This window comes from Bacillus sp. JZ105, from assembly GCF_053903125.1.
The window spans coordinates 835,205-852,203 of sequence record NZ_CP096387.1; the positions used below are offsets into that span (position 1 = coordinate 835,205).

At 40.3% G+C, this 16,999-nt stretch carries 20 protein-coding genes and 2 CRISPR repeat arrays; of the genes, 11 read left to right on the forward strand and 9 right to left on the reverse strand.

Annotation, left to right across the window (positions count from 1 at the left end):
- The first annotated feature begins 56 nt into the window (after window positions 1-56).
- Both M1D81_RS04105 and M1D81_RS04110 read left to right on the forward strand, forming a co-directional pair.
- A complete protein-coding gene (locus tag M1D81_RS04105; RefSeq protein WP_456265548.1) occupies window positions 57-605 on the forward strand; it encodes a thioredoxin family protein in 549 nt (182 codons plus the stop codon).
- 333 nt (window positions 606-938) lie between these two features.
- Window positions 939-1,406: a thiol-disulfide oxidoreductase DCC family protein gene (locus M1D81_RS04110; RefSeq protein WP_024425226.1), complete on the forward strand. Its 468-nt coding sequence runs from the start codon at window positions 939-941 to the stop codon at window positions 1,404-1,406.
- 36 nt (window positions 1,407-1,442) lie between these two features.
- Here the strand turns inward: M1D81_RS04110 and M1D81_RS04115 are convergent, their stop codons facing one another.
- A complete protein-coding gene (locus tag M1D81_RS04115) occupies window positions 1,443-2,699 on the reverse strand; it encodes a helix-turn-helix domain-containing protein (RefSeq protein WP_456265547.1) in 1,257 nt (418 codons plus the stop codon).
- A 274-nt stretch (window positions 2,700-2,973) separates the two neighbouring features.
- Between M1D81_RS04115 and M1D81_RS04120 the strand changes: the two genes are divergently transcribed.
- Window positions 2,974-3,561 (forward strand): nitroreductase family protein, encoded by a 588-nt coding sequence (locus M1D81_RS04120; RefSeq protein ID WP_044334458.1) that lies wholly within the window; start codon window positions 2,974-2,976, stop codon window positions 3,559-3,561.
- Between the two features lie 38 nt (window positions 3,562-3,599).
- On the opposite strand, the gene M1D81_RS04125 is transcribed toward M1D81_RS04120, so the two are convergent.
- The 3 genes from M1D81_RS04125 to M1D81_RS04135 all read right to left on the reverse strand — a co-directional run bounded on the left by M1D81_RS04125 (window position 3,600) and on the right by M1D81_RS04135 (window position 4,876).
- Window positions 3,600-3,755 carry a YfhD family protein gene (locus tag M1D81_RS04125; protein WP_024425223.1) on the reverse strand — a complete coding sequence of 52 codons (156 nt, stop codon included), beginning with the start codon at window positions 3,753-3,755 and terminating at the stop codon, window positions 3,600-3,602.
- Between the two features lie 61 nt (window positions 3,756-3,816).
- Window positions 3,817-3,927 (reverse strand): YfhE family protein, encoded by a 111-nt coding sequence (locus M1D81_RS04130; protein WP_017358836.1) that lies wholly within the window; start codon window positions 3,925-3,927, stop codon window positions 3,817-3,819.
- A 52-nt stretch (window positions 3,928-3,979) separates the two neighbouring features.
- A complete protein-coding gene (locus M1D81_RS04135; RefSeq protein WP_456265546.1) occupies window positions 3,980-4,876 on the reverse strand; it encodes a TIGR01777 family oxidoreductase in 897 nt (298 codons plus the stop codon).
- A 94-nt stretch (window positions 4,877-4,970) separates the two neighbouring features.
- On the opposite strand from M1D81_RS04135, the gene recX reads away from it, so the two are divergent.
- Complete coding sequence (gene recX, locus M1D81_RS04140) at window positions 4,971-5,762, forward strand: recombination regulator RecX (RefSeq protein WP_456265545.1); 792 nt, start codon at window positions 4,971-4,973, stop codon at window positions 5,760-5,762.
- A gap of 3 nt (window positions 5,763-5,765) precedes the next feature.
- On the forward strand, window positions 5,766-6,080 hold the full coding sequence (locus tag M1D81_RS04145; RefSeq protein ID WP_024425807.1) for a YfhH family protein: 315 nt from the start codon (window positions 5,766-5,768) through the stop codon (window positions 6,078-6,080).
- 23 nt (window positions 6,081-6,103) lie between these two features.
- Here the strand turns inward: M1D81_RS04145 and M1D81_RS04150 are convergent, their stop codons facing one another.
- Together M1D81_RS04150 and M1D81_RS04155 are read right to left on the reverse strand one after the other, a co-directional pair.
- A complete protein-coding gene (locus M1D81_RS04150; RefSeq protein ID WP_008360604.1) occupies window positions 6,104-6,277 on the reverse strand; it encodes a YpzG family protein in 174 nt (57 codons plus the stop codon).
- A 25-nt stretch (window positions 6,278-6,302) separates the two neighbouring features.
- Window positions 6,303-6,452: a small, acid-soluble spore protein K gene (locus M1D81_RS04155; RefSeq protein ID WP_456265544.1), complete on the reverse strand. Its 150-nt coding sequence runs from the start codon at window positions 6,450-6,452 to the stop codon at window positions 6,303-6,305.
- Between the two features lie 116 nt (window positions 6,453-6,568).
- Between M1D81_RS04155 and M1D81_RS04160 the strand changes: the two genes are divergently transcribed.
- The 3 genes from M1D81_RS04160 to M1D81_RS04170 all read left to right on the forward strand — a co-directional run bounded on the left by M1D81_RS04160 (window position 6,569) and on the right by M1D81_RS04170 (window position 10,807).
- Complete coding sequence (locus M1D81_RS04160) at window positions 6,569-6,841, forward strand: YfhJ family protein (RefSeq protein ID WP_024425219.1); 273 nt, start codon at window positions 6,569-6,571, stop codon at window positions 6,839-6,841.
- Window positions 6,842-7,140: 299 nt separating this feature from the next.
- Window positions 7,141-8,124: a glycosyltransferase family 2 protein gene (locus tag M1D81_RS04165; RefSeq protein WP_456265543.1), complete on the forward strand. Its 984-nt coding sequence runs from the start codon at window positions 7,141-7,143 to the stop codon at window positions 8,122-8,124.
- 88 nt (window positions 8,125-8,212) lie between these two features.
- A complete protein-coding gene (locus M1D81_RS04170) occupies window positions 8,213-10,807 on the forward strand; it encodes a YfhO family protein (RefSeq protein WP_456265542.1) in 2,595 nt (864 codons plus the stop codon).
- A gap of 62 nt (window positions 10,808-10,869) precedes the next feature.
- Here the strand turns inward: M1D81_RS04170 and M1D81_RS04175 are convergent, their stop codons facing one another.
- The 3 genes from M1D81_RS04175 to M1D81_RS04185 form a co-directional block, all read right to left on the reverse strand.
- Window positions 10,870-11,289 (reverse strand): regulatory YrvL family protein, encoded by a 420-nt coding sequence (locus M1D81_RS04175; RefSeq protein ID WP_456265541.1) that lies wholly within the window; start codon window positions 11,287-11,289, stop codon window positions 10,870-10,872.
- Window positions 11,290-11,358: 69 nt separating this feature from the next.
- On the reverse strand, window positions 11,359-12,522 hold the full coding sequence (locus M1D81_RS04180) for an oxalate decarboxylase family bicupin (protein WP_456265540.1): 1,164 nt from the start codon (window positions 12,520-12,522) through the stop codon (window positions 11,359-11,361).
- Window positions 12,523-12,616: 94 nt separating this feature from the next.
- Complete coding sequence (locus M1D81_RS04185) at window positions 12,617-12,781, reverse strand: YvrJ family protein (protein WP_073204399.1); 165 nt, start codon at window positions 12,779-12,781, stop codon at window positions 12,617-12,619.
- Window positions 12,782-12,947: 166 nt separating this feature from the next.
- On the opposite strand from M1D81_RS04185, the gene M1D81_RS04190 reads away from it, so the two are divergent.
- The 3 genes from M1D81_RS04190 (at window position 12,948) to M1D81_RS04200 (ending at window position 16,988) form a co-directional block, all read left to right on the forward strand.
- Window positions 12,948-13,550, forward strand: coding sequence for a sigma-70 family RNA polymerase sigma factor (locus M1D81_RS04190; protein WP_456265539.1), 603 nt, complete (start codon window positions 12,948-12,950; stop codon window positions 13,548-13,550).
- On the forward strand, window positions 13,498-13,719 hold the full coding sequence (gene rsoA / locus M1D81_RS04195) for a sigma-O factor regulator RsoA (protein ID WP_029707333.1): 222 nt from the start codon (window positions 13,498-13,500) through the stop codon (window positions 13,717-13,719). Before M1D81_RS04190 ends, rsoA begins: the two co-directional genes overlap by 53 nt.
- A gap of 181 nt (window positions 13,720-13,900) precedes the next feature.
- Window positions 13,901-14,203: a CRISPR direct-repeat array (repeat unit 33 nt; unit sequence GTCGCACTCTATATGAGTGCGTGGATTGAAATT).
- 842 nt (window positions 14,204-15,045) lie between these two features.
- Window positions 15,046-15,472: a CRISPR direct-repeat array (repeat unit 33 nt).
- 673 nt (window positions 15,473-16,145) lie between these two features.
- Window positions 16,146-16,988: a DUF6602 domain-containing protein gene (locus M1D81_RS04200; protein WP_163115494.1), complete on the forward strand. Its 843-nt coding sequence runs from the start codon at window positions 16,146-16,148 to the stop codon at window positions 16,986-16,988.
- Window positions 16,989-16,999 lie beyond the last annotated feature (11 nt).

Here is a 16,999-nt window from a genome sequence, read left to right on the forward strand (position 1 = left end):
TTTTAGACAAAAGAATAGCAAAAGTGGTAAAGTTGAAGGGTAAGGGGGATGTTCATATGACATTAAATGAATGGTTTACAAAGGGATTATCTGAACGTACATATGTACACAATATGGAGAAAAACCGGGAAAATCTGCTCACGGTGTACAACCAGTATGCAATTCATCAAAAAGAAAAAGAGCTTCTTCAAAAGCTGCAAAAGAAAAAGCTCAGAGCGCTTGTCATCACAGCGGATTGGTGCGGAGATGCGATGGTCAATGTCCCGATTTTCATGCGTATTGCAAATGAAGCACTCATTGATGCGCGCTATTTCATTCGGGATGAGCATCTAGACCTGATGGATCAGTATTTAACGAATGGGACCGCAAGATCGATTCCGATTATCGTCATCATTGATCAGGACGGGAATGAAGTGGGCAAATGGGGACCTCGCTCAGCAGAAGCACAGCGCTTTGTCGACGAGAAAAAACCGGACAAAGATGCACCTGATTATGAAGAAGCTTTTCAAGTATTTGCGAAAGAAGCCGCACATCACTATACGACAGACCGTTACTTATGGAAAGATATTGAGAAAGAAATAGTAGAAGTTTTGGCAAAAATATAAACCAAAAGACTACTTCACCGCAATGGGAAGTAGTCTTTTTTTATCTTGTTTTTGCGTTTTACCTACAAAACCACCGCATAAAGATGTAGAAAACCGCAGAATTCTATCAAATACCGCAGAAAACCGCAAAGCACCACGATTTTCCCAACCACTTTTAGTTGAAAAACCTCATATATGCCATGAAATTAATGATTTTGCCCTTATCCAAAGGCTCATATAACGCACAACGGTTGGCTTTTTCCCAATACAAGAGGCCCAGCAACTATAGTAATCTAGTTGTAATCTCCTTTGAACGAACTAAAAAAATGACGGAAAAGGACAGGCGATCAACTTATGAAAAAAATCATTTATCTCGATCAAGAAAAAAAGAAACTCGCTGAATCGAAAAAAAGAGAACAGCGTTCCATTAAATCACTGAGGCTGCTTGTGTTTTATGACGGACAAAGCCCTGCATGTGCAAAAACGATTGATGTGTTAAGATCACTCGATTGGAAAAATCGGATTCACTTTGAATCCTTTAGACACTCGCAGCTGCTCAGGCTGAATAAAATCAGTGAAGAAAAGGCGGAAAAACGAATTGTGTCTATTTCCCTAGCCAAAAATCAAAAGAATTCAGGGATTTATACTTGGCTGCGTATGGCCTGCCATATCCCTGCATTATGGGGAACGGTCCCATTCATCGTGCTCAGCATCTGGCTTGGCTTTGGACAGCATGCGTACGATTTCTTTGCAAAAAGACGGTATATTCATTCTGTCAAACGGGTGAACCATCATGACACAGATCAACAAGAGACCATTTAATAAATAGAAAAAGCATGACCTTCGATCGGCAGAAGGTCATGCTTTTTTGTAATAGGGAAGATATACTGTTAAATGATCGAGCAGTTTCTTTGTGTAGGACTTATAGTCCTGCTCATCAAGCTCAGTACCTGCATAGGTAAGCAAGGTTCTAAGCGCAAACAAATATTCATTGTGCAGCTCATTGTGTTCAAAGTAAGGAAGGGCTGCTTCAACCAAATAGGTTTTCAAATCAAGAGGGTTTTCCTCAATCATCAATTTATAGATTTTGATCATATATAAACAGTTTGGCTGAATACGAGGCTGTTTTAACAGCTCATGTATGTAGGGAAGTGCTTTTTTGCGGTCATATTCAGCATATAGTGTCGCAATTTCATATAGCGTTTCACAGTAACGATCTTCTATCTGTTCTTGATTAAAGTAATTGAGTGAATCTAGTAAATAAGGCACAGCAGAAGAGAAATCGCCTTCACGTTTTAAGAGCACCCCGTAATAAAAATAAGCGGACATTTTAATATAGGCGTCTGGGTGAAGGGACGTGTGCAAAATCACTTCCTTTATATATTTCTTCGCAGTTTGATAGGCTTTTAGTTCAAGTGAGATCACGCCGTGAATAAGTGTACAGTGAATAATCCGCTTGAAATTGTTCTTTTGTCTATATAAATCCATCGCTTGATGTGTCGCTTCAAGCGCATCACCCAGCTGTCCCATGTTTCCAAGTGCTTTTGCATAGTGATAATACAAATCACTTTGTTCTACTGAAGCGTAGGAAAAGCAGCTTTCAAGCTTTTTCAGTCCATCTTCAAGCTGACCAATTTTAATTTGATGAATGCCGTCTAGATATTCAAAAATTTCTTTTTCCGTTTCAATAAAGGTTTTTTCGAATTTTTTGAGCACGCGGTGTGTTTTTAAGGCAAGCGGCTGTTTATCCGTTAATAAATAAAATTGAAATAAGGACAAATGATACTGAATGCCTAAATCGAGCGAAAAGAACTGCTCCTCATGCTGAATAATTATTTCTGCATTTTGTTCAGCCTGATCGAGAGCATAGAAATACATATTCATTTGAAACTCATCCAAAAGTGACAGCAGATGACGCGCCTTTTGTGACAGCTTTTCTTGGCTGATGCCAAGCCGTTCAAGCAGCAAATTGATCGTATCTTGATTGGCCTCCTTTGAGCCATTTTCAATTTTACTTAAATGAGAGACAGAACAAATTCCTTCTGCCAATTCAGATTGGGTCATATTTTGTTTATAACGGTAGAGTTTAATGATTTGTCCAATATTGATTTTCATTCCATCCAGAAGCCTCCCTTCCAATCATGGTTGAAAGCCTTTTGACAAAAAAACCAGATCAGACAAAATGGGAATACTTGAAAATCATTTCATCATCTTGGCTTTTTTCTCAAAATTTGTTTAAAACGTAATATGATTGTAACATTACTTGAAAAAGTCAAACAACTATTTAGCAGACGGGGAGGAGGGATACTTGATTTGCAACTGCACGCGATGACGTTTATAATGTGAATGAGAATCAATTTCAATTAAGTTGATTGAAAGGATGACAAATATGCCAGAAACGAAACAACAAACAGAAGCGTTAACGGTGCGAGACGCTGTCAGATATAGACGATCGATTCGAAAATTCAAAGACATACCGGTGACGATTGAGCAGCTTCAGCCGCTATTAGAGGATGCGGTTTATGCACCGAACCATAAAATCACGGAGCCGTGGCGCTTTTTATATGCGGTGACGGATGAAGCGAAAGCGACTTTTGTAGAGCGTTTTATTGCTTTCTTTCAGCGCAACAACCCAGATGCAAAAGAAGAAAAAATCAATCAATACAGAGAATATTTTTCTAAGGTTCCAGCGCTTTTACTTGTCGTGCTAAAAGAAGACGAGAACCCTGTCGTGAGAAATGATGATTTTGCCGCTGTCAGCGCACTTATTCAAAATCTTCAGCTGCTTGCGTGGGATCAAGGGATCGGTATGGTATGGAAGAGCGGACGTATTTTATACGACAAAGGCTTTCAACAAGACATGGGATTAAAGGAAAACGAGCGGTTCGCTGCGATTCTTCATATAGGTTATCCAGAAGAGGTGCCTGAGGAAAAATCACGCCAGAAAGCATCAAGTCTTCTTACTGAAATCAAATAAAAGAAAAGCAGACCGCTGAATGAGGTCTGCTTTTTTACTTATTGTTTTTTGGCGCGCTGATCGGCTGCTTTCATACGTGCCATTGCTTTTACGTCATTCGGATCTGCAAGTTCTTTGGAAAATTCAACATATTCGCCATCCGTCTCTTGTGCCGCGAGCTCGTGGTTGGATTTTTTGTGTTGGTCTTTTTTCAAAGCCTTTCCCTCCTTTACAAGATCACTTTAGTTATGTGCTTGTTGGGGGGGAATATCCGTCTTATTTGTTTCTTTTTTCTGCTGCTCTCTCCGCTTTTTTGAATTCCTGCTGATACAGGACTTCCTGGGTTTTCTTCAGCTTCGAAGTTGGCTGGTGTTCTTTTTTCTTCATCAAAATCGCCCCCTCATATCATTTCTAATAGGATGGGTGTTTTTGACAACATTTATTCCCCTGAATGCAAAATCGCTTCTTTTAGTTCAGGATGCAAAAAGTCATAAGAAGAGAGCAGTGCTTTTTTTGGCAGAGCACGCTGGCCTTCTAAAACAAGTAATGACATTTCACCAAGCGCCGTTTTGATCACAAAAGATGGCACCTTCAGCCAATGGGGACGGTGAAGGGCAGAAGCAATGGTTTGTCCAAGCTGTTTCATTTGAACAGGATTCGGTGATGTCACATTGAGCGGGCCTGACAGGTCGTCATTATGAATCGCATAAGCAATGAGATGTGCCACATCCTCAACATGAACCCATGAAACCCATTGCGAGCCAGCGCCGATTGTTCCGCCGGCAAACAGCTTGTAAGGAAGTGTCATCAGCGGCAGTGTGCCTTTTTCTCCTAACACGACGCCAAAGCGGGTGTAGACCGTACGAATGCCGAGGGCTTCAATTTTTTGCCCCTCAGCCTCCCAAAGCCTTGATGTATGACTTAAGAAATCAGTATTTGCAGGAGGTGATTCCTCCGTAAAATCTCCTGTTTGAGATGTGCCATAAATCCCGACAGCACTTGCTTGAATCAGCACAGATGGTTTTGATTCCTGCGCTTCTATAATGCGTCTTACCTCTTGTGTTGATTTGAGACGGCTGGAGAGGATGCCTTCTTTTGCCTTGTCTGTCCAGCGTGTAAAAATGGATTTTCCAGCAAGGTTAATCCATACATCGATGGCAGGCAATTCATGCTCAGGTGCAGCACCTTCAGTCAGCCACTGCACATAATGTAAATGATTTTGTTCGGATTCCTTTGGATTTCTTGTTAAAATATATAGATGATGTCCCTCAGCAGCGAGCACTTTTGTGACATGCCGGCCGATAAAACCGGTTCCTCCGGTAATGGCGATATTCAATTGACATCTCTCCTCTCATATACATACCTATATCTTTCTCGATTTTGAATCAGAAGAAACATCCTGACTGTTTTGGAAAAGGAGTGATCACAGGATGCCTTATATCACAAAAATTTCTGCTCAGAAAAACAATACCGAGCGGGTCAACATCTTTCTTGATGAAAAGTACGCCTTTAGCGTTGATTTAGATGTGCTCGTCCAGCACGATTTGAAAAAAGGAAAAGAGCTGGACGAAGCAGATATCATTGAGATTCAATTCGGTGATTCGGTGAAAAAAGGATTTCAGCAGGCCGTTGATTATTTATCTTACCGCATGAGGTCAGTGAAAGAAGTCACCGATTATTTAACGAAAAAAGAAATCCCTGCACCTGCTATTAGTGAAATTATACACAAATTAAAGCATTATAAGTATGTAAATGATTTTGAATTTGCAGAAGCCTATGTCAGCACCCACCGAAAAACGAACAGCAAAGGACCGTCCGTCCTAAAAAAAGAATTGAAGCTCAAAGGGATAGACGATGAAACGATTGAACAAGCGCTATCTCAATACCCTGATGACCTGCAGCTGGAGGAAGCTGTAAAGCAGGTTCTCAAGCTAGTCAAAAAAGAAAAAAATCGTTCTGCAAAAGAGATTGAGCAGCGTATCAAGCTGCAGCTGCAGCGAAAGGGATTTTCGTTTGAGATCATTGATAAAGCCCTTCAAGAAGCCTATGATGGACAAGAAGAGGAAAAGGAAGAAGAAGCCCTTCTTTATATGCTGGAAAAAGCAAAACGCAAGGTAGGATATGACGGATCATTTGAAAAGAAGATGAAAGTGAAGCAATTTTTATTCAGAAAAGGCTTTGATCTCGATACAATTGATCACGTTTTAGACAAAGGGGAATGACAGATGGAAAAACGCTATAGTGAGATGACAGAATACGAATTGAAGCAGGAGATTGCCGCCCTTTCTGAAAAAGCACGAAAGGCTGAGCAGCTTGGCATTGTGAATGAATACGCAGTTTTAGAACGGAAAATCGATATGGCGAAAGCCTATTTATTAGATCCAGCCTCGATTCAAACGAAAACAACTTATCAAATCAAAGACACAGACGAAGAGTTTTATGTGGAATATCTAAATGGCGTTTTTGCGTGGGGATACAGAGTATCGGCTCCAAATAAGGAAGACGCCCTGCCGATTTCAATGCTGACGCAAAAGGACTGATCACTTGGGATCAGTCCTTTTCTTTATTTCGAACGCTGTTTACGGACGTTGTTCTGAAGTACGATGTCGTGCTGCGTTTGCTGCGTTTCTCCGTTGACCTGAGAGGCAGAATGCTTTGCATTTGCCCATGGTTGAGGGTAAGCGGTTGTCCTTAATTGAACAAAGTCTGCCATATACGATTTCCCATTTGAACTCATATCTCAAGCACTCCCTTTGAGAAAATTAGCGTTTTCCTGATGCCCTCATACGTTCCTGTGGACGTGTATTCGTTTCACCATTCGGCCGTTTAGACGCATAAGCAACTGTAGCGCCTGGTTCGCCTTCAAACTTGTGATTTACCTGATTTGGAAAGCCTTTTGCTTTATTACGCATATCGATTCCCTCCAAACAATACAAATCATTTGCGTCTTTTGAAGACGTAAGGGTAGTATATGAAAAAAGAAGTTTTTTTAAAAAGGCACTTTCTGCTAGATGAAGGAGGAATCAATATGGAACAATACTTTGAGCGACTAACAGAACAACTTATGGAAAAAAACAATATGCTGACATATGACGAAGCACGTACATGGGTAGAGCTGCTTTGGAGTGATTTTGAAACGACTTATGCAAAGGCTGGCCGTAAGTATAAAGGACAGGAAACAACAGAACGAATTGTCCAAGAGTGGATCGAGAGCTACGGTGCGCAGCTTCATTTATTTCAAAATAAACAATCAAAGGCAAACGAGCATCTGCAACAAAACAATCGAGGGCTGCTTCACTAAAAGGTTGCCCTTTCACTTCCATTCATCTTTTTCAATCATTAGGAAAATATACAAATGATCTAATAATTTTATGAAACAATACCCAGTCTGTGATCGGAATTACAGGCTTTTTACAATGATTAAACTTAAAATTACATTAAATTCATCCTGCTGAAAATCACTGGAAATAAAACTCTGATATAATGAAACGATTAAAGAGATATGTAATTTATGGATAATAAAAAAGGGTTTCGTTTTCTGACAAAAAAGGAATAATGAACATATCAGACTATGTGAAAAAAGTGAAGAGAAGGTGCGATATGGAACGGGAACTGCTCTCTGTTATAATTCCTTCTTACAATGAAGGTGAAAACATCAGACGAATCTTTGAGGCACTCGAGGAAGAGTTTCGCGATTTTCATTATGACTTTGAAATCATCTTTGTAAATGATGGAAGCAAAGACAACACGCTTCAATACATGAGAGAGCTCTCTCGCAAAAGTGCAAAGGTCAAATATATATCCTTTTCGCGCAACTTTGGAAAGGAAGCCGCTATTTTGGCAGGGCTTGAACATGCAAAAGGAGCAGCTGCGATTATTATGGACGCCGATCTGCAGCACCCGACGTATTTAATTCAGGACTTTGTCAGAGGATATGAAGAAGGCTATCATCAAGTCATTGCCAAACGGAACCGGAAAGGTGACAGCAAGCTGCGCTCTTACCTGTCATCCATGTACTATAAGGTGATGAACAAGGTAGTAGAAGTGGACTTGCGTGATGGTGTCGGGGATTTCCGTTTAATTTCACGCCAAGCCATCGATGCCCTGCTTCAGCTGAAAGAGGGAAATCGTTTTTCGAAAGGGCTTTTTTGCTGGATTGGGTTTGAAGAAAAGGTCATCTATTATGAAAATGTAGAAAGACAGCATGGTGATACTAAATGGTCACTGAAGAAATTATTTAACTATGGCATAGATGGCGTCATTTCCTTTAACAACCGCCCGCTGCGAATTTGTTTTTATACTGGCATACTGATCTTATTTCTCTCATTGATTTACATCGTGGCCACCTTTATTCAAATCGTCAGAACGGGCATTATGGTGCCGGGTTATTTTACTTTAATATCGGCTGTGCTGTTCCTTGGAGGTGTCCAGCTTTTGAGTCTAGGTGTGATTGGAGAATATATTGGCCGTATTTATTATGAAACGAAAAAGAGGCCGCATTATTTAATCCAGGAATCAAATGTGATGGAACAAGAGTCAAGCTCAAAGGAACAAGACCGAGTGTTAACGCAGTTATTTAAATAACGTGGAGTCAAATAACCGGCAAGCACGAATCGCTTGCTGGGTTGTTTTGTTTCAAAGAACAGTGGATCTTTTTGTGGAAAGGATTTAGATGATGAAACGTAGATGGATAATGATAGGAATGTGCCTCATTCTCGCTTTATTAGGACACTCCTTTTTCTTATATGAATATACGCAAGGCCGGTATATGACAGGAGATGGAGACGGAATCTCACAAATGCTCCCATTTAAAAAGCTGCTGTACGATGAATACGTCAAAGGGAACTTCTTTTATTCCTATCAATTCGGTCTAGGCGGCGGTACATATACGCAATTAGGTTATTATTTCACAACGTCGACTGTCTTTATGGTCACAGTCGCTGTCGTCTGGCTGATGAATGCGCTTCATGTCATCCAGTCAACGGACATTCATTTCTGGGCAAATGCCGTCATTTGGCTGAGTGTGATCAAGCTGACGCTTATTCTTTTCATCGCTTACCGTGTGCTTCTTTCAATGGTTCAGCATAGGCTGAGCGCATTAACAGGAGCCGCAATTTACGGATTGTCTATTGTGTTTTTTCGGCATCAAACGTTTTGGGAGTTTTTCACCGACAGTATGATGTGGCTCCCGCTGCTTGTACTTGGGGTTGAACGGATTTTCAAAACGGGTAAGCCGGCTTGGTTTATTGCGGCGTGCAGCCTGATGCTTATCAACAATTTTTACTTTGCATATATTCATTTTATCTTTTTAGCGATCTATCTTGTCTTCAGATATATCATCAAGCTTCGAAGTGAGGAGAACGGGTGGAAGGTGTTCTGGACGCTGGCGGTCTCTACGCTGTTATCCTTTGGAATCAGTGCTGCCTTTTTTGTCCCGTCTGTCTATGGATTTCTTCATAATATCAGACCGCCATATGATCAATCTATACCTTGGTTTGATCTGCATGATCATCTGCTGTTTACAAGCAGGGTGTATTTATTACCTGTCATCTTTCTCATTTGTATGTTCCTCGTTCCGCTTTATCGGAACAGGTGGTTTTTCATGTTTACATCGATCAGCGTTCTGCTCATTGTTTTTCACTACAGTCCAAAGATGGCGAGCGTGTTTAATGGTTTTTCAGCACCGCAGTACAGGTTTGAATACATTCTTGCTTTTACAGTTGGAGCGGTCGCAGCCATCACCATCAAGCATTTCTCGCAAATCGAGTGGAAGTGGAAAAAGCGTGCGGTCTTAGGCGCTTGGATCGTGTTCCTTCTCGCAGTCGCCCTTTCAGAACGAGCAAAGGGAAATATGGATGTTGTTGTATTTACAGGCATAGGACTGCTTATAATCAGCTTGTTTTTCCTGTTGATTCATGCGGAAAAACGCCAGCACCTTCGTCTCTTTTCAGCTGTGCTCATCGTTATCAGCTTACTGACAGCAGGCGTGTACCAGCAGGGCTACTTATCTGAAAGAAGCAATATTAAGAGCGTATCAGATACGTATCTAAATAGTGAGGCGTATGCTGGACATGAGCAAATGAAGCTCATTCAGCAGATTCAAAGCCGCTCTTCAAAAGATCCGCTTGCCCGGATTGATTGGATGAACGGCGTGCGCAACAACACCCCGTTATTTGAAGGCTTTCAAGGCATGAGTGCGTATTCAAGTATATTGAATCAGCATTTGCTCAATTTCTACTGGAATGACCTGCAAATCGATATGGGACGAGAAAGTGTCAGCCGTTATGCAACAATGGGGGACAGGGCGAATTTATACAGCCTGACCTACGGAAAGTATTATATGAGAGACAATACGATGCCTTACTCACCGCCAGCTTATTTTAAGCCAATATTGGAAAGCGAGCATTATAAAGTGTATGAAAATACACGGCCGCTGCCATTTGCAAGAACAACAAGCACGATTTATTCAGAAGAATCTTTAAAAAATGCCTCAGCGCTTGATAGAGAGCATGCAATGCTGCAAGGTGTGATTTTAGACAAAAAAGGAAACGCTGAAATAGAGCACGCGCCAGATCGAGTCAAGGATACAAACATTCATACGGAACAAGCCATATACGAACATGGCGTGCTTGATGTATACGGAGAAACAGGCGGCCTGAATATCACGCTGCCAGATGATATGGCCCGCGATGGGGATGTGTATGTGAGCTTTTATGTGAAGCGGACCGACCGTAACGAAGGATTTCAGTTATCCGTTGACAACTATGTCACTTCACGAAAAAGCAATACATCCATCTATAAAACAGGCGTCAATGAAGTGACGATTCGAGTCCCTGCGGAAAAAATCCTTTCCATTCGAGTACCAAAAGGGACGTATGAACTCAATCAACTGAGGCTGTATCAAGAGCCTTACCGCATCCTAGAAAAGGCATATGAAAAAGAAAAACAGGATAGTGGCAGCCAGCAGGTAAAGCTCGAAAACAACCGCTTTACGATTTCATATGATAATAAACGCGGCGATGATTATATGGTTTTGCCAGTACCATATGAAAAAGGCTGGGAGCTCACAGTGAACGGACAGCAGACAGATATTGAACAAGCCAATTACGCCTTTATCGGTTTTCCAATAGAAAAAGGCAAAAACGAGATTGTGCTAACCTACTATCCGCCTTATATCAGAATTCTTGTATTGATTTCACTCGTCAGTTTGATCGGTGCGATCCTATATGCACGAAGAAAACACAAGAAACACCACTTTTTATCATAAGTGGTGTTTTTTTATCTTCCAAGGGCTGATCGAGCACGATATCCATCATATGAAGCAAATCATTAAGCTTCTTTCTCAAACGAAAACGTCGCATAATCAAACAAAAAATGAAACAACCAAATGCTTAGGGCAAAGAGGATTTCCTCAGAAGTAGACAGTAAAATGCCCCCAACCAATTCATCTGATAAATAAACAGCACCCCAAATAAACAAGAGATGAATTGAAATGGCATAGAAAACGATGGAGCGTTTTTTGGAACGGCATTTTCTCACAACCCTCATGAGCATATGCTCCACATGCTCAAAGGATATCCCAAGTACCACATAGATACCCATAAATAAAAGCATCGATAAAATCGATTGATAAAAAGCACCCGTTAAATGAAAAAACAGTACACAAAACAACAAAAATATGTAACAGACAGCCGACGCCGCCATGAGCCATTTCAGCCCTTGCCATAAAGCGTGAACAGATTGCTGCATAGGTGAACAAACACTCCTTTACATGAAGATACCTGCAAAAAGGACAGCCTTTTTGCAGGAAGTTATATGTTAATCCTCTTTTTTAGGTGCAGCGACCACAGGATGTTTTTCAGTATCAAGCAGTTTTAAGAAATCTTCGCCTTGATCTAAATGATCAAGAACAAGCTGTTTCGGTGTGACCGCAAGCCACTGATTGAGTGAGATGTCTGCATAATGATCGCTCTTAAAGATTTCTAAGAAATAAAGCGGTTCGTCGCCTGTATTTTCTACATAATGCCCCATCGCAAATGGGACATATCCAACGTCTCCGGCCTGATAGTTAAAGGTTCTCGCATGTCCATCAGAAGCAAATACCGTCATTCGTGCCTTTCCAGAAATGAAATATTGCCATTCATCCGTATTTGGATGCCAGTGCAGCTCGCGAATCGCACCTGGATCAACTTTCACAAGAGCAGATGCAATCGTCTTAGACGCTTTAAAATTGGTAGAGTCCGCAATCCACACTTGTCCGCCGCTTGACGTAATCGGCTCCTGTTTTAACAGCTCATATTTAAAGGAATTCGGGACCTCTCCTTGCTCTGTTTTCACCTTGTCACATTCAAGGGAACCAGGAATTCCTTTTTGGAAAATATACTTTTCTTTCTCTGGCAGCTTGTTAAACTGCTCTTTTGTCATACCGAAGTTCTTGAGCACGACTTCCTCCGGGGTGTGGGCAAGCCAATCGGTTACTTGGAACGTACTATTTTCTGAGAATGACCCATCATCAAACACAAGCAAGAATTCAGCTCCCGGTTCAAGTGCTTGGATAGAGTGCGGCAGGCCAGAAGGGAAGTACCACAAATCACCCTCTGTTACATCCTCGGTAAAATTGCGCCCCTCTGCATCAACCGATGTAATCCGGGCTTCCCCATAAATCATGTACGCCCATTCCGCTTCCTTGTGCCAGTGCAGCTCACGAATCGCACCAGGCTTTAGCCGCATATTCACAGATGCAAGACTTTTTGAGATCGGCAGTTCACGGACTGTTACCTCGCGGGCGTAGCCGCCTTTTTCTAAACGATTGTGTGTATCAGAGAATGAATATTTCATGTTGGAGACCGTTCCATGATCGGTTTCTGGCGGCGTGAGCATATCTGGATTTTGTCTGTCCCGCTCGAGATTACGTGGAATTTTGACCGTTGCTCCTTTTTCTCCTCGAATCGGCTGTGGTATTCCATTTTGCTTTTCACTCATGATAAAATCCCCTTTCAACATCGTATTGTGTGAGGTGACAAAAGGCCTTTCATTTCGCCCTCGTTTTCATAAGGTGAAACGAATCAAGCAGATGTCAATCTGATTCATCATTTTTTTGAGCAGCGACCAATCGTTGGATGAGCTTGCTTAATTCATCAAACTTTCGTTCAAAGCGTGTCAGCAAGTAAACCGTCAAAATGGCAGGGAAGCCAGCCTGACCGAGCTGCTTCAGCCATTCCTCTGAAAAAAAGGTCTCCATTTGTCTCACCTCCCAGCGGATACTCGTCTTCTATATAAGTGGTATGAAAGAAGAAAAAGGAAAGCAGAGGTGGAGAAAATGAATCATTAGACCCGTTTCACGAAGTTTACTTTTTTTAACTTTTGTCCACTTAATGCTAGTAGAGGGAACAAAGGGGAGGATGCACATGGATTATCGGCTGTTATTGAAAGCAAAATGGAAAGAAATCTTTGATCACCCGCTCATTCAGCAGTTTTTAAGCAATCCGAAAAACGAGCAGCTGCTCCGGCAAGTTATGGAAGAGCCAAACGAGGAAAATGCCAAAAAACTAGATTCCGAGTTCAAACAGTTCTATCAAAAAATCCGCATCATCAAGTATATCTCCACTATGATACGCATCTTTTCAGTCGACTTTGACAAACGAGTAAAAAAGAAACAGCAGCGTTTTCCGCTCATACTCGATCATCCTGATACACAAGAAGTGAAAGACCCTGTTCAAACAGATACGTATGAAGCCGTGCTCTTCAACCAGCAAGACTTAGGGGAGCATCTGCAAGACCAAACATTATACAAGGCCTACCAGCAGCTCACAGACAAACAAAAAATGATCTTAACCCAAATCTATGTCGAAGGTCAAACGATGAAGGAAATAGCCGATCAGTTAGGCGAAACAAGACAAAACATCTCAAACATTCACAAAAAAGCGCTCAACAAACTAAAAGAAGAAACAGGGGGAGATGTCCGTGCACGAAGACAAAATGACCAATGGAGAAATGGAAGAACTCATTGAAACCTTCACACCCATGATCAAAAAGAAACTACAAAACACGGCATATCAAGAAAGAGAAGACCTCGAACAAGAACTCTATATCAAACTCATCGAAAAAATAGACCGGCTGATTTACCAAGAAGGACCTGGATTTTGGGAGTTTATTGTGGAATATATGACGAAGTTGTAAGAGAGGCTCTTGGTGCGAATGTGAGGTGAACATAAAATCTCCGGTGCATTCGCACCTTTTTATTCGACAAAAATGAGAGAAAATGTATATTATGTAGAGGTGAAAACAAAATCCTATATTGAAATTTGTGAATTTTAACAATTATTCCCTAAAAAATGTTACAATTAGGGCGGAAATCGCAGTCGCACTCTATATGAGTGCGTGGATTGAAATACATAATGATATATATGCGTAAAGATCACACATAAAGTCGCACTCTATATGAGTGCGTGGATTGAAATTGTGCATAGAGCGTCAAAGTCCTCGATACTGTATACGTCGCACTCTATATGAGTGCGTGGATTGAAATTTTTTCAAGCCGTCGTTTCCCTTTTTTTGTCCTGGTCGCACTCTATATGGGTGCGTGGATTGAAATAGTGCACATAGCGTTGATCCAACGCAAATTTGAGCGTCGCACTCTACATGAGTGCGTGGATTGAAATATTATCTGTAATATGCGGAAGTTTAAGAGTGCTTAGCCATTCTTGATTTTAATAAGAGAAAACAAAAGCATTTATGTTTGGTCGAAAATTATTAGTGGAGTAAATATATTGATTAAAGTTTACTTTTCTTCAAAGTTTGGGAGAAGAGTAGTCATTTTAGTTAATAAAGAAAATTGAAGACAATAAAATTTATTAGAATAGCTCTCCTCGGATATGTTAGAAGAACATTAAATAAGATTAATGAATTAAAAACTTGGTGCGAATGTGAGGTGAACATAAAATCCCCAGGACATTCGCACCTTTTTATTCGACGAAATTAAGGAAAAATGTATATTTCACTAAGGAGAAAACAAAATTCTATATTGGAATTTGTGGATTTTTACAATCATTCCCTAAATAATATTACAATTAGGGCGGAAATCGCAGTCGCACTCTATATGGGTATGTGGATTGAAATTATCTAAAATTAGTTCAGCTTGCGTCTGATTTAGTCGCGCTCTATATGAGTGTGAGGAATAAAATTCTTGTCAGAAGGTAGCTTGAAAGATATATTGACATTGCGCTTGATATAGGTGTGAAAAACATAACTGAATTCAAAGCTGTTGATGAAACAGCGAAATAAGTATGATTACCATCAGTAATAGTTTTTAATTAAATAGGATTAAGAAAGATTCGGTGCGAATGTGAGGTGAACATAAAATCCCTGGGGCATTCGCACCTTTTCATTCGACAAAAATGAGAAAAAATGTATATTTTATGAAAGGGAAAACAAAATTCTTTATTGAAAGTTGTGGATTTTGCCTATCATTTCCTAAAAAATGTTACAATTAGAGCAGAAATCGCAGTCGCACTCTACATGAGTGCGTGGATTGAAATAGCACTATGCAAGAGACGTGCTAGGTGAGATGCCGTCGCACTCTACATGAGTGCGTGGATTGAAATATCACTGGAGAAAGCTAAAGCATTAGGGAATAAGTCGCACTCTACATGAGTGCGTGGATTGAAATAATTGAATCCACTTAGGAATATGGTTTGTGCTGGTCGCACTCTACATGAGTGCGTGGATTGAAATAATTGAATCCACTTAGGAATATGGTTTGTGCTGGTCGCACTCTACATGAGTGCGTAGATTGAAATTGTCATAGAACGCAATTTCTCATCAATACTTTCGGTCGCACTCTACATGAGTGTGTGGATTGAAATATGAGCTTTGTAGGGTTAGAAATGTAATCCCACACGTCGCACTCTATATGAGTGCGTGAATTTAAATAATGATTGTGTGACCATGCTCAGGTGCTTCTATGTGTCGCAATTTACATTAGTGTATGGATTAGGTAGCTTGAAAGAAATGTTGACAGTTGAGCTTGATTTAGGGGTGAAAAACATGACTCTGGCTCAGTAGACATGTTTTTAAATGAATTCAAACCTGTTGAGGAAACAGTGAAATAAGTATGTTTTCAAGAGCAATAGTTTTTATTTAAGTAGGATTAAGAAAAATTCGGTGCGAATGTGAGGTGAACATAAAACCCCCGGGACATTCGCACCTTTTTATTCGACAAAAATGAGAAAAAATGTATATTTTATGAAAGGGAAAACAAAATTCTTATTGAAATTTGAGGATTTTGCCTATCATTTCCTAAAAAATGTTACAATTAGGGCGAAAATCGCAGTCGCACTCTACATGAGTTCGTAATTTTAAATGATTATGTCTTAAACGGGTATGTCTCAGAGATCATGATCTTACAACACCCTCTTTCAGATACAAAAGCCATCAAAATAGACTGTTCATATGTATAGTGAAAACATGACTCCTTGCAGTCATGTTTTTTTCTTCTTCTTTTTCCTAAATAAACCTTAAAAAATCTCAAAATAAGTCGAAATGAAAAGTAGTCATTTAGATTCAAATTTTATCCATTCGTAATGAATGATGAAGGAGGAATTGGTTTGGGTGAAACGGAGCGAACCGGTAAAGTGGAGCAGCTGATCTTAGAGAATTATCAAAGATTAAACAGCATGATATCCGAAGAAGTCGACTTTGCTTCTAACCATGGCGGGCTGACAGGGGATTCTAGAGAAGTGATGTGGATGGAGTTTTTTCGGAAAATCATTCCTAAAAAATATTCGTTAGCACAAGGTGTCATCATGATTGACTCAGAAGGAAATCATTCTAACGAAGTCGATATTGCCGTATTTGATGAGCAGTATACGCCGTATGTGTTCCAACACAATTCTTTGAAGTTTATACCGATTGAGGCGGTTGCGGTTGCTATAGAATGTAAAAGTTCAAATTTGAAAGAAAAAGGTTTAGAAGAATGGTCTGAAAAAATAAAACGGCTAACACCAAAAACAACAGGAATTGCTAGAATGGCTACAGGTTACTTTACAAGTGAAAGTAACACACAAAAGAGGACGCGTCCTTTGCTCATTTTAGCAAGTAACTTTAAAAGAGAAGGAGACCAAACAATTTCAAGTAAAGCAGCTAAATTAGCGGCGTCCTTTGATTTTATGCTCATGAAAAAAAGCAATGAATTTCAACTAAAAGTACCTAATGAACATGAACATCTAAGATGGTGGTCAAACGAATTAAATTGTTTCAAACAAGAAAAACGATATAAGGAAGAAGAAAAATTTTTAGATGAAAACAAACTCAGCGATTTACGTATTGATGGATACGATCTGTTGACGCTAAACTTCCAATTAAATCAATTGCTGATGCTCATTAACAATCCCATGTTTTTCCCTCACTATGCATATGCCGAGCTATTTCAGAAACAGATAACGAAGTGAAGAAAGGAGAG

Coding starts and splice junctions, on each gene's coding strand:
- M1D81_RS04150 (WP_008360604.1), bottom strand. CDS start 6,277: ATGAGTTCAAATGGGAAATCGTATATGGCAGACTTTGTTCAATTAAGG.
- M1D81_RS04130 (WP_017358836.1), bottom strand. CDS start 3,927: ATGAAGAAAAAAGAACACCAGCCAACTTCGAAGCTGAAGAAAACCCAG.
- M1D81_RS04165 (WP_456265543.1), top strand. CDS start 7,141: ATGGAACGGGAACTGCTCTCTGTTATAATTCCTTCTTACAATGAAGGT.
- M1D81_RS04120 (WP_044334458.1), top strand. CDS start 2,974: ATGCCAGAAACGAAACAACAAACAGAAGCGTTAACGGTGCGAGACGCT.
- M1D81_RS04105 (WP_456265548.1), top strand. CDS start 57: ATGACATTAAATGAATGGTTTACAAAGGGATTATCTGAACGTACATAT.
- M1D81_RS04185 (WP_073204399.1), bottom strand. CDS start 12,781: ATGGAGACCTTTTTTTCAGAGGAATGGCTGAAGCAGCTCGGTCAGGCT.
- M1D81_RS04160 (WP_024425219.1), top strand. CDS start 6,569: ATGGAACAATACTTTGAGCGACTAACAGAACAACTTATGGAAAAAAAC.
- M1D81_RS04180 (WP_456265540.1), bottom strand. CDS start 12,522: ATGAGTGAAAAGCAAAATGGAATACCACAGCCGATTCGAGGAGAAAAA.
- M1D81_RS04170 (WP_456265542.1), top strand. CDS start 8,213: ATGATGAAACGTAGATGGATAATGATAGGAATGTGCCTCATTCTCGCT.
- M1D81_RS04155 (WP_456265544.1), bottom strand. CDS start 6,452: ATGCGTAATAAAGCAAAAGGCTTTCCAAATCAGGTAAATCACAAGTTT.
- M1D81_RS04110 (WP_024425226.1), top strand. CDS start 939: ATGAAAAAAATCATTTATCTCGATCAAGAAAAAAAGAAACTCGCTGAA.
- M1D81_RS04145 (WP_024425807.1), top strand. CDS start 5,766: ATGGAAAAACGCTATAGTGAGATGACAGAATACGAATTGAAGCAGGAG.
- M1D81_RS04115 (WP_456265547.1), bottom strand. CDS start 2,699: ATGAAAATCAATATTGGACAAATCATTAAACTCTACCGTTATAAACAA.
- M1D81_RS04190 (WP_456265539.1), top strand. CDS start 12,948: ATGGATTATCGGCTGTTATTGAAAGCAAAATGGAAAGAAATCTTTGAT.
- rsoA (WP_029707333.1), top strand. CDS start 13,498: ATGTCCGTGCACGAAGACAAAATGACCAATGGAGAAATGGAAGAACTC.
- recX (WP_456265545.1), top strand. CDS start 4,971: ATGCCTTATATCACAAAAATTTCTGCTCAGAAAAACAATACCGAGCGG.
- M1D81_RS04175 (WP_456265541.1), bottom strand. CDS start 11,289: ATGCAGCAATCTGTTCACGCTTTATGGCAAGGGCTGAAATGGCTCATG.